Raw genomic sequence first — 13,881 nt, forward strand, 5'->3', positions numbered from 1 at the left:
TGGATAGCCGGGTCAATTCAGCTGCTTGTTCTTTAGTCGGCTTTAATTTTACTTTGAGCACTTTAACACAGGTATCGGTCTGTTCTTTTTTCACTCGCTTCACCTCTATCACGAATACAAACGTGTGTTCTTTTTATTAACTTTAGTATATCACTCCGTCAACGGAAAGGCTAGAGAAATGTACACTTATTTTTAAAAGAAAAAGAAGACAAAACAATCAGACATTTATCTCCATTTACGCTCTCATCCCACGATTAAAACCGTGGGCTTTCACGCTTGATAGTTCTGTAATAAAATAACCTCTTTCCAGCGTCCACTTAAAGTACGTCTAGCTTGACTGCGTATTTCAGAGCTTGTTAAGTATCGACTATATCTCATCGTTCTTCTCCTCTATATAAATTAGTATGAAATTGTTCAAAAAAACTACAAACACCGCCAGGAGTTTGTAGTTTTCTGTTTATGACTCTTCGATACCTAATTCGTCACGTACAACTTTCGCTATACGTTCAACATAAGCATTCACTGCTTCTTCTGTTGGAGCTTCAGCCATCACACGTAACAGAGATTCTGTTCCACTTGGTCTAACAAGGACACGTCCTTCGTCACCCATTTCTTTCTCTACTTCGTCAATTACTTGACTAATAGCCGGATTGGACATGACGTTATGTTTGTCTGTCACACGAATATTCACTAGTTTTTGTGGATAGGTCGTCACTTCTTCTGCTAATTCAGATAGCTTTTTACCTGTCTTTTTCATTACATTAAGTAATTGAATCCCGGAAAGTAGTCCATCACCTGTTGTATGGTAGTCTAAGAAAATAATGTGTCCGGATTGTTCTCCGCCAAAATTAAATCCGTTTTTCACCATTTCTTCCATGACATAACGATCTCCTACTTGGGCTTTTACAGATTCTAAGTTATGTGCTTCTAATGCTTTATAAAAACCGATATTGCTCATGACAGTAGATACGATTGTATTCTTTTTCAAACGTCCTTCATCATGTAAGTATTTTCCACAAATATACATGATTTTATCGCCATCCACTATGTTACCTAATTCGTCGACAGCGATTAATCGGTCCCCGTCTCCGTCGAAAGCCAGACCAACATCTGCTTCTTTTTCTAATACAAATTTAGCCAAATGTTCTGGGTGTGTGCTTCCTACCCCGTCGTTTATGTTTAAGCCATTAGGCGATGCAGCTGTGACATCAAAGTCGGTATCTAAATCGGCAAACAGACGATTCAGTAATGGACTGGCTGCACCATTGGCCCCATCTAAAGCCACATGAAGACCAGATAAGTCCCCTGATATGGTTTGAGTTAGGAATTGGATGTATTTCAACATGCCTTCCTTGTATTCTTCCGACGTTCCCAATCCTTCTGAACTTGGACGCGGAAGCGTATCTTCTTCTCTATCTATTAGAGCTTCAATTTCATTTTCCTGTTCATCAGACAATTTAAATCCATCTGAACCAAAGAATTTAATGCCGTTATCTTGTACAGGATTATGTGAAGCAGAAATCATAATACCGGCTGTTGCATTTTGCTGGCGTGTGAGGAAAGAAACACCTGGTGTGGTGATTACTCCTAATCTTAACACCTCAACACCTACCGATAATAACCCAGAAATTAAGGCGTATTCTAACATTTTACCTGAGATTCGGGTATCTTTTCCTACTAACACTCTAGGTGTATCATCTTCTGTATGTTGAGCTAAAACGTACCCACCATAACGACCTAATTTATATGCTAATTCCGGAGTTAATTCTGTATTAGCTTCTCCTCTAACACCATCTGTTCCAAAATATTTTCCCATTTTCATATCCCTCGTTTCTTAAGATTTAATCATCATTACCATTCGCATCCAATGTATCATCTACCACGACTTCATCTTCTGGTGCAGGTGTCACTCGGATTAAAACATCTACATCACTTGGATCAGACTCTGTTATTCCTTCTGGTAGAACAAAAGGCACGGTTCGAATCGTTGATTCTGTTACCCCAGATACATCTACTTCAACTGTGAAATTAGTCAACGCTTCTAATGCATCTGTTTCTCCCGTCAACGTGACACTATCCGGTTCACCTTGGGCCAGTTCAAGCGCGTATTCGTATTCCTCACTTGGCGTTCCTACCTGCTCTAAAACAATAGGTAAGGTACGTTGAGTCCCTTGCACAGGAATCACTACATCTACTTGCTGTGGTGATATATTTACATTTAGAGGATCTCCTGTTTCATCAACGACCAGAACATTTAATGTCATTTCAATATCATCCACTATTTCACTGCTCTCAGGCATCACAATAATCATCACATCATTTATTAAATCCATCGTAGAAGCTGCCCCAGAAATAATCACTGTCTCATTTGACAGGACAGGATCTAAAGCCGTGTATCCATCTGCCAAATGAGTAGATTCGTTAAATTCCACACGGACTTCATGCTCTTCTACCCGTTTTTCTTCAATTTCTACGGTAATTTCTGTCGGCATAATACTGTAATTCAACTGCGTACTTAATCCTTCAGCTTCTAGTGGAATGGTGTGTCTTCCTGGACCTAATAGATTTAAGTCCGGTGTCACAATATCGAAGTACTGGGTTGCTAACGTTTGAGTTAAGACCGCTTGAGGGCCTTCTAATCGGATAGTAGCTGTTTCAGGAACTCCCGAAACAAAATATAATTCCCTATCAACGTTAATGTCGATAGGTAAATTCGTTACCACTTCCGAACTCATGATACTAGCTGCATCTGTCGGACTCGTTGAACGAATACGAGATTGATTCTCAAATGTTACAAAAGAAAATAGAAGGATAGATAATACAAGTGCTAATAATCTATTAATCCATGGGTTATCCATATTCCATTTCATTTGCCAGACACCCCTTTTCGTATCGCTTCAACAAACTGTTGTAAAAAGCCACGGGTTTCTTTCTCTTTTTCTGTTTCTACTAATTCTCTATTGAGATACTCTACAACTTCTTCGTTCGACATGTCACTGATAATGTTTCCTCTACGCGTAATGCTGACTTCTCCTGTTTCTTCTGAAACGATAATTGTAATCGCATCAGATACTTCAGATAGGCCAATGGCTGCCCTGTGTCTCGTTCCTAACTTTTTGGGAATAGCCGGACTTTCCGATAAAGGTAAGTAACTGGCTGCAGTTGCTATTTTATAATCTTTAATGATCACTGCCCCATCATGTAAAGGCGTATTGGGTATAAATATGTTAATTAACAATTCAGATGACAGTTTTGCACCAATCGGAATCCCAGTCGCAATGTATTCATCCAAACCTGTATCCATCTCTAATGAAATAAGTGCACCGATTCGCCGTTTACCCATATACTGAATAGCATAAGACAGATTTTCTACTATGCTTTCGCTGGGATTGATCCGCCTTCTTCTTCCAATTAAAGAACCTCTTCCCAAATGTTCCAAGCCTCTCCTCAGTTCAGGCTGGAAAATAATAATAAGAGCCAGAGCAGACCATTGAATGACGAAATCAACAACAAATTCTGTCGTATTTAATTGAAAAGCGACACTTATGAATTTCAGAATAAGTATGATACCAATTCCTTTTAACAATTCAACTGCTCGTGTCCCCCGAACAATTCGCATCAATTGGTATATAAAAAAAGCAACAATAATAATATCTACAATGTTTACAGCTGTTCGCCAGCTAAATAAATCTATCCAGTCAAAGTTTTCGATAAAGTCTAAGAGCATGCTGACACCTCCAAAATCTACACATACACTATGTTAGTATACCATAACTATAAAGCCCTTAAACCTAGTAATTTAAATTGTCATTAAATTTGCATATGCGATTTAAATGAGAGACTTGAAAGTAAAAAAAAGCTATGCAGCAATCATGCCACATAGCTTTTTTATAGTACTGGGCTACCAGGATTCGAACCTGGGAATGACGGTACCAAAAACCGTTGCCTTACCGCTTGGCCATAGCCCAATCAAATGGAGGGAGTAGGATTTGAACCTACGAACCCGAAGGAACGGATTTACAGTCCGCTGCGTTTGGCCACTTCGCTATCCCTCCAAATTAAACATGCCGGCTAAAGGATTTGAACCCTCGACCCACTGATTACAAATCAGTTGCTCTACCAACTGAGCTAAGCCGGCACTTAAACACTTTAAAAGTGTTTATGACCCCTACGGGATTCGAACCCGTGATACCGCCGTGAAAGGGCGGTGTCTTAACCACTTGACCAAGGGGCCAGTCAAACTCATATGCTTTTTGAGCACAAAATATATTCTATAATGAATTCATATCTTTGTCAACAGGTATTTTGTTTTTTATATTGTTTATTATAAATCTAGCAACAAATGCTTTTACATACTGCTTTATTGGGTTTCTTTGTCTTCTTTATTCATTAATCAAGTTTAATTCTTTAGAGTCGAATATGATGACGGTAAATTTAAAGTATGTGATACTTTGATGAAAAATGCTCTATTGGAATGATGTAATATACTTTATTTAAAGTTTATTACGAATTGAAAATAAAAATGCTTCGAATTCGACATTTCCTTTTTAGTGTGATATACTTATTAATAGTAAGTTATTTAAATCATTTAGGAGGAGTTTTTTAATGAGAATAGGTATTATTTTAGGTAGTATTCGAGAAGGACGCGCTAATGAAGGTGTAGCTAAATGGGTAAAAGATGTGGCCGAAGCTTACACAAGTGATTTAACTTTTGAATTAGTGGACCTTAAAGATTATCCGCTTCCTCTTTTTAACGAAGCAGCCTCTCCCGCTTATACAGATGATTTAGCGGCTAAAGAACAACAACGTCCGTGGGCAGAAAAAATGGCCAGCCTAGATGGTTACATTTTTGTCACTCCTGAATACAACCATGGATTGCCTTCTGTTTTAAAGAATGCTTTAGATTACGTATACAATGAATTAAATGATAAAGCAGCAGGTATTGTGAGTTACGGTTCTGCTGGCGGTGTGCGTTCGGCTGAACAGTTACGTACAGTATTATCGGAATTCTAAGTCGCACACGTTCGTACGCAACCGGCATTATCATTATTCTATGATTGGAATAGCGAAGGGTTCAATCCAAGTGATGCCCAAAAAGAAGCTCTTGAAACTATGCTTTACCAATTAACTTACTGGACAGAAGCTATGAGTGCAGTCCGCGAGAAAAAATCTCAAGAAAATGCTGATCCGAAAAAATAATCATTAAGGGTTTAAAACAGCTTAGGTTAACCTAAGCTGTTTTTTCGTATGTCTACAAAAGACACTTTCTAGAGGATTCTCTTTTGGACAAATGTACGAATAAATCACTCTATGTGCCTTTGACCTGACTTTCAGAGGTAGCAAAGTAACGTAGAAGCTTTCTATCTGACCTTGAGAGTAAATATTAGTAAGACAAAGGCACATAGAAAATATTTTTTAAAAAAAGACAAAACTCCTGACTTGTTCATTAGAAGTTTTGTCTTTTACTCATTTTACTCATTTTACTGCATTAACGATATATCACATGTTATACTCAGTATGCTTTCTTTTATTTTCTTTACTTTTGAATAGATGCCTTATCCCTTTTCCTGAAAGCGGTTCGTCATCATAGCGTGGGATGATATGAAAATGAGCATGGAAAATATGCTGGCCAGCTACTTCGCCGCAATTCCATCCTAAATTATATCCTTGAGGAGTGTGCTTTTTATCTATGTAGCGTTTTACTTTATGAAGAAGATCATATGTAGCCTCCCATTCTTCTGAAGTCATGTCGAATGCGCTCTCTCTATGTGTCCTAGGAACAATTAAGCCTGCCCCTTCAAGTTGACTTCCTTTTGTTTCCGCCTGCTTTAACTGCAAAAAAAGACAGTGCTCATTGCTCAAAACGATTGTTTGTTCAGATTCTAACTTCAACTTACAAAATACACAATTTTCCATAGTTCCTTCTAACTATTTAGACATATTTATCAATAGCTTTATCCTGACTAACTTGCCTCTTAAAACCTATTCTTCTTATTTTCTTTCGATTAAAAAGCTTGACTACACGCCAAGCTTTTCATCTCACTTATTCATATTTAAGGATTTGCGATGATGTGTTGGTATTTATCTGGTTTACGTTTGAATAATTCTACTACATAAGGACAAACGGCCACAACTTTCTTCTGTTCTTTCTGCATTTCTTCGACTACTCTGTCCACTAACTGCTCAGCAATACCTTGTCCTCTTAAAGAAGGATCCACAAATGTGTGATCAATAGCTACGGAATCACCTTGTGGAACGTAGGTCACTTCTGCAATCAGTTTCCCGTCTTTTTCTTTATAAAAACGATTATTTCCTTGTTCAAATTCCATATAACTCATCCTTTCCATTCTTATATGTCCATTTTATCATTTAATTTAGAAATGTCATATCAATGTGATTCTTTTAATGTAGGCAAAATAAGACACAGATTCTTAGAGCAGAGTCTGTGTCTTATTTGTGTGTATTAATCGGCACGACGCCTTGGTTGTCTATTGATCGTATGAGTGAGGTAAAACTCACCTGTTCCCGTCTCTTCACCTAAGGCTTCAACAGCATCCAGATCATTGAAGTGCCACCATTCTGAAGCGATAGGTGTGAAGCCAGCTTGTGTCATGTAAAACTGTAATCGAACAGATGCTTCTGTTACTTCATCGACTAGTGATTGCTCCAACCAAGCAGTTTTAGAATCAGATGGCACTCTTTCTTCAAATATCACAGAGTCTGCACTTAATTCATGCATTGGTGTTTGCATCTCATGTTCAGTAAATGACGTGACTTGAGGCGCTAAATAGTCCCCAATTTGAACTTCTTCCATAGCTTCTATATTAACCAGACTAACGTCCATCGCAGCCCCTACTTGGTGATTGGAAACACTATTGGTGATGATAAACCATGCCTGACTCCAGGGTTCTCGATTCAGACCTTCGTATACCTCTTCATTTTCCTCTGCTAATTCAGCAATAGAGTGGGCAATCAGCTCTTGTGTTTCAAAAGGACGAAAGGTCTCATATAGAATTAATCCTTCCCCATTTTCTAAAGCATTCGTTTGAGCAGCACTAAGCTTTTTAGCTGTTGCATATAAGACGGGCATGATAAACTCTTCTTTTTCCAAGCGTTCATTGTAGTCTTTGGCTTGATATAAAGGTTTATCTGTGAGTTCAGGTACCGCATGATAAGATGATGTAAATGCAGATGAATAACTGTTCGTATTATTATAAATAATGGATGTTAAAATATCGGGCAAATTTATAAATGCATATTTGTGTTCAATCCATCCTGTTGATTCATCTGTCTCAATCTCCCACCAGCTACCTTCTTCAGCCAAAATCATAAAAGCTGTTCCAGGCTCAAGTAACTTGATTCTACCAGAGTCTCTATCTGGAGAAACAAATAAAGGGATGTCTACCGAAGTATAACCGGCAGCTCCTTCAATTGGCAAATCGAATTTACCGTCATAAAGTGCTGGCGTTGGAGATTCTTCTGGACTTTCGTCGCCATTTCCGTTATCACTGACATTAACGTCTCCCTCAAGTTCTTCTTGTCTTGGAGAAAATGACTGGTTTGTCTGTGAGCCTAAAAAATAAAGTGCTCCAATTATTATAAGTATAAATATGAGTAGTACTGTTATTTTTTTTTTGAAAGTCATACAATTCTCCTTTTAAGCAAAACCGTTGAAAACATACATTTTTAAAAGATAGAGTATAATAAAATGTAGTGGATAGAAAATATAAAACGACCATTTAGCTAGTGTAGAATTACTTCCTCGTTTGCCGTTGTATAAATAAATGAGTATGAGCGGAACAAAGACACCGATTCGGTAGCTAACATGAGGACCCACTCTAATTAATCCTTGAATAAGATATAAAATAATGCCTATGGTCGTAAAGCCGATAGCTTGTTTTTTAAAATCGCCTCTGAAAAGACCAAAATTAAGAGTCCATAAAACGCCGATATAATTCCAATTAGCATTATACGCCAATAAACAACTCAAAAGGATTATACCTGTTTTGACTGGAATAGAATAGTGCTTGTTTTTAGCAGCAATTAATGCCATTAACCCCATTGCTAAAGTCCATATAACGCTTGAAGCACCAAACAGGGGGAGATCAAAATAGATAACATATGGAAAATGAGAAATCACAGCGAATAGAAGCAACCTAAAAAAATACCGCTTCTTGTCTGACGTATGATAATGTCCTTCTGCTATTAAAAAAAACATAATCGGAGCTGCTGTTCTCCCAACAAAATGAAGAATCCATTCTAATGGCGTTTGAGTTGGTGCCACTAAGTAGGAAAAATGATCAATGAACATAGCAGTAATGGCAATCATTTTTAAAGAGTGGCTTGTTAGTCCACTTCCTAATGCCTCACTATTTTTTATTTTTTGCACATATTTCCCTCTTTTCTAAACATTCATGCTACTATTATATATCAATTTTTAGTTACAGATGTTAAATTACCTATACAGATATGACTCTTCGTTTCAATTTAAAGGGTACTATAAATAAAGGAAAGATGATATACTTTTTTTAACTATTCTAAATGTAACGCCTTCACTCAGGCGATTTTATCAAGTCAAGTGGGATGAAATTGATTAATTGCCTAATTTATTATAGTCTATATAGAAGAATCATTTAAACATTAATATATAAAACATTTACTTTAAGGAGAAATACTCATGTCAAAATATTCTAAAACGACATTCTTACCTGTCATTGTAGGTACTGATTTAAATGCCTATACTATGGCGAGTTCTTTTTATGAAAAGTATGGGATAAAATCAGTTTTAGTTGGGAAAATCCCTATGCGATTTACCGAAGGCAGTAGCCTTATCCAAGCTATTCACTATAATAGCGACTTAACAGAACCAGAAACCTTTACTTCTTATTTGACTGACATAGCTCAACAATATCAAAACCAATATGACCATTTAATTTTAATTGGTACAAATGATATTTATATCAATCTAATGATCGATTACCAAGATGCTTTAAGAGAACACTATTTATTTAACGTCGTTACTAAAAAACTACGAGACACACTTTTTTATAAAAAAGCCTTTTACGAGTTTTGCCTGAAAAATGGTATAGATATTCCTAAAACACAGTTCTATAATTGTGCAAAGCCAGAAATTATTCCAACAGATTTTACTTTTCCAATGGTAGTTAAACCAAGTAATGTCGTTGAATATCAGAAAAAAGGCTTACATGCTGTGAATAAGCTCTACTTTTTAAACAGTCAGCTAGAATTAGAGAATGCTATAAAAAGCATTGTAGATGGTGGCTATACAGACGAACTCATTCTTCAAGAGTTTATTCCTGGCGAAGACACCAATATGTGGGATTCTGTCTATTACGGTGACCAAAATGGAAAAGGGCAACTCATTACATTGGCCCAAGTACTCCTACAAGAAAGACAGTCTCATTTGGTCGGAGCTTATACAGCATTGATCGTGCGATATAATGAAGAAGTCATGTTAAAGTTAGCTCGCTTTTTGGAAGATGCCGGTTATACTGGTTTTGCGAATTTCGATATTAAATTGGATCCCAGAGACAATAAATTAAAAGTCTTTGAAGTTAATATTCGTCAAGGCCGTTCCAGTTCCTATATTTCATACAACGGACACCATTTAGCTGAGTATTTGGTGGATGATTTAATTTATAATAAAGAAAAATCCTTAACTTTATTTAAAACTGATTTCTTGTATTCTGTTGTCCCCAACTTCGTTATTAAAAAAAATATAACGGATGAAGGATTAAAAGCTGAAGTGAGTAAATTAATTAATGACAAAAAAACTGGGAATCCCCTAATTTCTAAAAAAGATAAAGGACACAAGCGTAATCTTCAAATGCAATTGAGACGACTAAATTACTATAATAAATATAAATAAGAAAAGAGCCAGATTAAACACACTCAACTTAATCTGGCTCTTTGTTTAATTTCGTCTTAGTTTTTTCTTCAATTGACGTACTTTAGGAACCATTTTTTCAAATAATGAGTAAAATAGTTTATTGTATACAAAATCGATTTCACCGATATATTCGGTTACGCCGTCTTCATAACAGAAGTGCTTTTTAAATTGGTATAAGCCATCATTTTCACTCATATCAATTACTCCACCGAAGTCGTATTGAGTGGCACCCTCTTCTATTCCCCATGAAATCATATCGTACTGCATTTTCTGGTTCGGGTTTTTGTTTCGTTTCGTATTGTTACTTCCACCGTAAAGGTAGTACATTTTCCCATAGTAATTAATAGTAACAGCACCTGCCAGGATGTCGTCTTCATGATGGGCTAAATAAATACGCAGGCGGTCGCCATATGCATCTCTTAAGCGATAAAAATAATCAATATCCCGATGGGTGATTTCATTTCTTTGCGCCATAAAGGTATACACATCGAAAAACTTCTGGACATAATCATCAGTCGTATCCCAAGTAGTATACACTCCTTTTCGTCCCGCACTTCGAATTTTATTTCTATTTCTTGATTTAAATTTACTCATAATCGTTTCTTCATCGTGATCTTCCAAGTACAAAATCATATTAAATCGCGGTTGGATTAAATCATTAAAATCAATGTCTTTGTTTTTTACAACAAAGCCATTCTGACTATATAAGTCATTTAAGTCTTTCGAGTAACGGATTTCTGGATCCATTCGCAAAGCAAAGGCACGGTACTTTTTAGCAAGAGGTCTGACTTCTTCAATCAATTTCTTCACAACTGACATATCATCCATTACACAAAGCGGCCCTCTTGGTGCATAAAACAGGGATATACCCCCTGTTATTTTACGAATAAGAATAGATAGTGCCGCGTAAATTTCCCCTTTATCATTTTCCAGATAAACATATTCTGAGCCCCATTCACTTTTAACATGAGCCCAAGCGGGATCTTGCATAAGTGATTTATCAGAATGATTTCTAACAAAGGCTTTATATTCTTCCATCTTTTTTGTATTGTTTTTATCTAAAACTGGCATTTTATATTCCATTCCTCCATATATAATTCTCTACTATAGGCATGTCCCCAATATATGGTTCCTTCACTTTGTCTATATAGATAAAGTCATCATTTCCTTTTCCTGCAATGACAATCGTTTCGTTTGAATCGGCATTCTCAAGTGCGTACTCAATGGCTTCTTTTCTGTCATCAATAATTGCAACGGATAGGGGTCCTTTTATGTGTTGTTTAATTTCTTCAGATATCTTTCTTGGGTCTTCTTCATTTGGATCGTCAGCTGTCAGTATTACTTTTCCAACGTATTCAGACAATAATTCTCCAAAGTCTTTTCTACGTGATACACCTTTTCCTCCAGGCGCTCCTAACACAATAGTTAAGTCATTTTCCGGGTGCTCTTTTATGACATAATCCAGCACGCTCTTTAAACTAATATAGTTATGTGCGAAATCGACATACACGTGATTGCTTTCGTTAAACGCGACATGTTCCATTCGTCCTGGTATAACGGCATCGTCCAGTCCTTTTTGAATGGATTCTTTTGGTACATTCAGTTCAGAACTGATAATAGCTGCGCACAAGGCATTTTCCTTATTAAAGTCACCTGGTATAGCAATAGTATACGTCCCATCTATGATTGAGTCAGGTGAGTGAATGTTAAACATTTTTGGATGATTCTCGACATCTTTATACCAATAGTCAGCAGTTTCACTACTTGTTCCGTAGGTCAACACTTTTTTACTATAGTGAGATGCTTGCTCCTTAAGAAGCTCAAAATAATCGGACTGACTATTCAAAATGACTGTTTCTGACACATTTAACAACTGTCTTTTACAATAAAAATAGTCTTCCATTGTAGGATGTTCATTCGGCCCAATGTGATCAGGTGATATATTTAAGAACACACCTATGTCAAAATACAATCCCAAAACACGATTCATTTTAAAGGCTTGACTGGACACTTCCATGACTAAATGTTTCATTCCATTTTTTACGGCTTGGGCAATCATTTTAAATAAGTCGAGTGATTCAGGTGTCGTCAACTGCGCTTCTATCCAATTTTGACCATCTAATGTAATCCCCATAGTAGATATAACTGCCGTTTTCGCTGGGGCATACTGGTCTAAAATAGAATAAACAAAGAATGTCGTGGTTGTTTTTCCTTTCGTTCCCGTAATGCCAACCATGTCTATTTTCTTATCTGGAAAACCATAAAATTCCCGCGCAACAAGAGGCATCGCTTTACGAATGTCTGACACAATAATGGCCGTGCTTCCGGGAATATCATAAACGACTTCAGATACGTAATACTCTACCCCTTTCTTTATAGCATCTTCTAAATAAGCTTGTTTGAAGGTCGCTCCTTTACAAAAAAAGAGTGTCGAAGTATCGGTATCTTTTGAATTGTATGATAGTTGAGTAAATTGTTTGTTTAACTGTTTAGATTCTTCAATTTGAAAGAGCCAGTCATTATCTGACACTATTTCTCTAAGTAAACCTTGCTCAAAAAGGATGGACTGAATCCTTTGAATTGAAATTGAGTACATTGATTTCCCTCGTTTCACTTTTTTTAAATCTATATGCTTATCTGTACTTTTACAACACTCCTATTTTACCATAAATAGAAGTGTAAACTCTACTCATGGTATATCTGTAACAACAATCGTCACTATGGTAAAATAAAAGAGAAGAATTTGAAACATAACAGGAGGAGAATAATGAATTTTCCAAATAAATATTTAGAGCAACACGGATAGCACTCAGACGATTATGCTCGTTTTCATTTTAATTATGCGGACGTCATTCACTATGATGATGACTTGATAGATGAACTATCTACGACTGTAAACAAAGAGAAAAGTCGTGTGTTACTTGAATTATTAATAATGGAAAATAAATACCCTGTTCTATTCATAAACACCGATGAGGAACTCATAAAAGCAATAGAAAAGAAAGAACCGTTTCTTTACATCACACCTGAGTATAGAGAAGAAAGAAGAGAATGGGTTGGATCTGTCTTAAGGGAGAGAGAGCTCGTTGGACTTGAGTTAGGTTCTAAAGGAGGCATTCATGCAAAGGATTCGCTCATTACTTGGTTCAAAATACTCTTTAGCTCCTAGAGTGATGAGACGAAAGATGTATTAAACAAACTACGTGCTTACCGATTACGGAAAAATGACCGAGAAGGTATGCTGCTGTATAAGCAGACGCTAACCTACTGATAGGAGACATAAGAGATGGCATTTAATAAAAAAGAGCTCTTTATACACCTAGAAAAGTATAAAGAGCCTGAAAAAGCCTTACAAATCGAAGCCTACATGCGGAACCAATTTGAATTTTTAGGGATTCAAGCGGGTAAACGAAAAGAACTGACTAAGTCATTTTTAGATAACTATAAAAAAGAAGAGTCTGTAGACTGGGGCTTTTTAAGTCATCTATTTAATCATACGTACCGTGAATTCCAATACATCGGTTCTGACTACTTAAACAGTATGCAAAAGAAGCTTGTCCCTGAAGACCTTCCTCGTATAAAAGAACTCGCTTTAACTAAGCCCTGGTGGGATACGATTGATAGTATTGATAAAGTAATCGGGAGACTGGCTTTAAAGTATCCAGAGTTCAATACTGTATTAATTGAGTGGAGTTTAGAGGACTCTATTTGGTTAAGAAGAATAGCTATCAATCATCAGCGCCACCGAAAAGATTTGATGGATAAGAATTTACTTGAAACAATTATTTCAAACAACTTAAATGACACTGAATTCTTTATCAATAAAGCCATTGGGTGGATTTTAAGGGATTATAGTAAAACGAATCCTGAATGGGTGAGTCACTTTATTGAAACACATAAAGAAAACATGCATCCGCTGAGCATCCGTGAAGGGAATAAGTATTTAAATAGGAGGAAAACATGAGTTAGAT

Annotated in this window: 13 protein-coding genes and 4 tRNA genes; 4 read left to right on the top strand and 13 right to left on the bottom strand. The window is 36.5% G+C overall.

Features of this window, described 5'->3' with window-relative positions; translation table 11 throughout:
• Positions 1–457 precede the first annotated feature (457 nt).
• The 7 genes from glmM to ABDZ53_RS12325 all read right to left on the bottom strand — a co-directional run bounded on the left by glmM (position 458) and on the right by ABDZ53_RS12325 (position 4,234).
• Positions 458–1,816, bottom strand: coding sequence for a phosphoglucosamine mutase (gene glmM, locus ABDZ53_RS12295; protein ID WP_343756946.1), 1,359 nt, complete (start codon positions 1,814–1,816; stop codon positions 458–460).
• 25 nt (positions 1,817–1,841) lie between these two features.
• Complete coding sequence (locus ABDZ53_RS12300; RefSeq protein WP_343756948.1) at positions 1,842–2,870, bottom strand: CdaR family protein; 1,029 nt, start codon at positions 2,868–2,870, stop codon at positions 1,842–1,844.
• A complete protein-coding gene (gene cdaA / locus ABDZ53_RS12305) occupies positions 2,867–3,727 on the bottom strand; it encodes a diadenylate cyclase CdaA (protein WP_343756950.1) in 861 nt (286 codons plus the stop codon). The genes ABDZ53_RS12300 and cdaA overlap by 4 nt, the downstream gene beginning before the upstream one ends.
• A 169-nt stretch (positions 3,728–3,896) precedes the next feature.
• Positions 3,897–3,968 (bottom strand) — tRNA-Gln (locus tag ABDZ53_RS12310).
• A gap of 6 nt (positions 3,969–3,974) precedes the next feature.
• Positions 3,975–4,055, bottom strand: a tRNA-Tyr gene (locus ABDZ53_RS12315).
• Positions 4,056–4,065: 10 nt separating this feature from the next.
• Positions 4,066–4,138, bottom strand: a tRNA-Thr gene (locus ABDZ53_RS12320).
• A gap of 24 nt (positions 4,139–4,162) precedes the next feature.
• Positions 4,163–4,234 (bottom strand) — tRNA-Glu (locus ABDZ53_RS12325).
• Positions 4,235–4,605: 371 nt separating this feature from the next.
• Between ABDZ53_RS12325 and ABDZ53_RS12330 the strand changes: the two genes are divergently transcribed.
• Positions 4,606–5,013 (top strand): NADPH-dependent FMN reductase, encoded by a 408-nt coding sequence (locus ABDZ53_RS12330; RefSeq protein ID WP_343756952.1) that lies wholly within the window; start codon positions 4,606–4,608, stop codon positions 5,011–5,013.
• A gap of 486 nt (positions 5,014–5,499) precedes the next feature.
• On the opposite strand, the gene ABDZ53_RS12335 is transcribed toward ABDZ53_RS12330, so the two are convergent.
• The 4 genes from ABDZ53_RS12335 to ABDZ53_RS12350 all read right to left on the bottom strand — a co-directional run bounded on the left by ABDZ53_RS12335 (position 5,500) and on the right by ABDZ53_RS12350 (position 8,389).
• Positions 5,500–5,916 (bottom strand): HIT family protein, encoded by a 417-nt coding sequence (locus ABDZ53_RS12335; RefSeq protein ID WP_343756954.1) that lies wholly within the window; start codon positions 5,914–5,916, stop codon positions 5,500–5,502.
• 137 nt (positions 5,917–6,053) lie between these two features.
• Positions 6,054–6,329 (bottom strand): GNAT family N-acetyltransferase, encoded by a 276-nt coding sequence (locus ABDZ53_RS12340; RefSeq protein WP_343756956.1) that lies wholly within the window; start codon positions 6,327–6,329, stop codon positions 6,054–6,056.
• 134 nt (positions 6,330–6,463) lie between these two features.
• Complete coding sequence (locus ABDZ53_RS12345) at positions 6,464–7,645, bottom strand: M15 family metallopeptidase (RefSeq protein WP_343756958.1); 1,182 nt, start codon at positions 7,643–7,645, stop codon at positions 6,464–6,466.
• Between the two features lie 12 nt (positions 7,646–7,657).
• The gene (locus tag ABDZ53_RS12350) at positions 7,658–8,389 is read right to left on the bottom strand and encodes a TraX family protein (RefSeq protein ID WP_343756960.1); all 732 of its coding nucleotides are present in this window, start codon (positions 8,387–8,389) and stop codon (positions 7,658–7,660) included.
• A gap of 288 nt (positions 8,390–8,677) precedes the next feature.
• Between ABDZ53_RS12350 and ABDZ53_RS12355 the strand changes: the two genes are divergently transcribed.
• A complete protein-coding gene (locus ABDZ53_RS12355; protein ID WP_343756962.1) occupies positions 8,678–9,889 on the top strand; it encodes a carboxylate--amine ligase in 1,212 nt (403 codons plus the stop codon).
• 45 nt (positions 9,890–9,934) lie between these two features.
• Here ABDZ53_RS12355 and ABDZ53_RS12360 read toward each other — a convergent pair whose 3' ends face one another.
• Positions 9,935–10,993 carry a lipid II:glycine glycyltransferase FemX gene (locus ABDZ53_RS12360; protein ID WP_343756964.1) on the bottom strand — a complete coding sequence of 353 codons (1,059 nt, stop codon included), beginning with the start codon at positions 10,991–10,993 and terminating at the stop codon, positions 9,935–9,937.
• Positions 10,983–12,506 carry a UDP-N-acetylmuramyl-tripeptide synthetase gene (gene murE / locus ABDZ53_RS12365; protein ID WP_343756966.1) on the bottom strand — a complete coding sequence of 508 codons (1,524 nt, stop codon included), beginning with the start codon at positions 12,504–12,506 and terminating at the stop codon, positions 10,983–10,985. Before murE ends, ABDZ53_RS12360 begins: the two co-directional genes overlap by 11 nt.
• A 273-nt stretch (positions 12,507–12,779) precedes the next feature.
• Between murE and ABDZ53_RS12370 the strand changes: the two genes are divergently transcribed.
• The gene (locus ABDZ53_RS12370; protein ID WP_343756968.1) at positions 12,780–13,079 is read left to right on the top strand and encodes a hypothetical protein; all 300 of its coding nucleotides are present in this window, start codon (positions 12,780–12,782) and stop codon (positions 13,077–13,079) included.
• A 117-nt stretch (positions 13,080–13,196) separates the two neighbouring features.
• On the top strand, positions 13,197–13,874 hold the full coding sequence (locus ABDZ53_RS12375) for a DNA alkylation repair protein (protein ID WP_343756970.1): 678 nt from the start codon (positions 13,197–13,199) through the stop codon (positions 13,872–13,874).
• Positions 13,875–13,881 lie beyond the last annotated feature (7 nt).

This window comes from Alkalibacterium iburiense, from assembly GCF_039521845.1.
Classification (GTDB): domain Bacteria; phylum Bacillota; class Bacilli; order Lactobacillales; family Carnobacteriaceae_A; genus Alkalibacterium; species Alkalibacterium iburiense.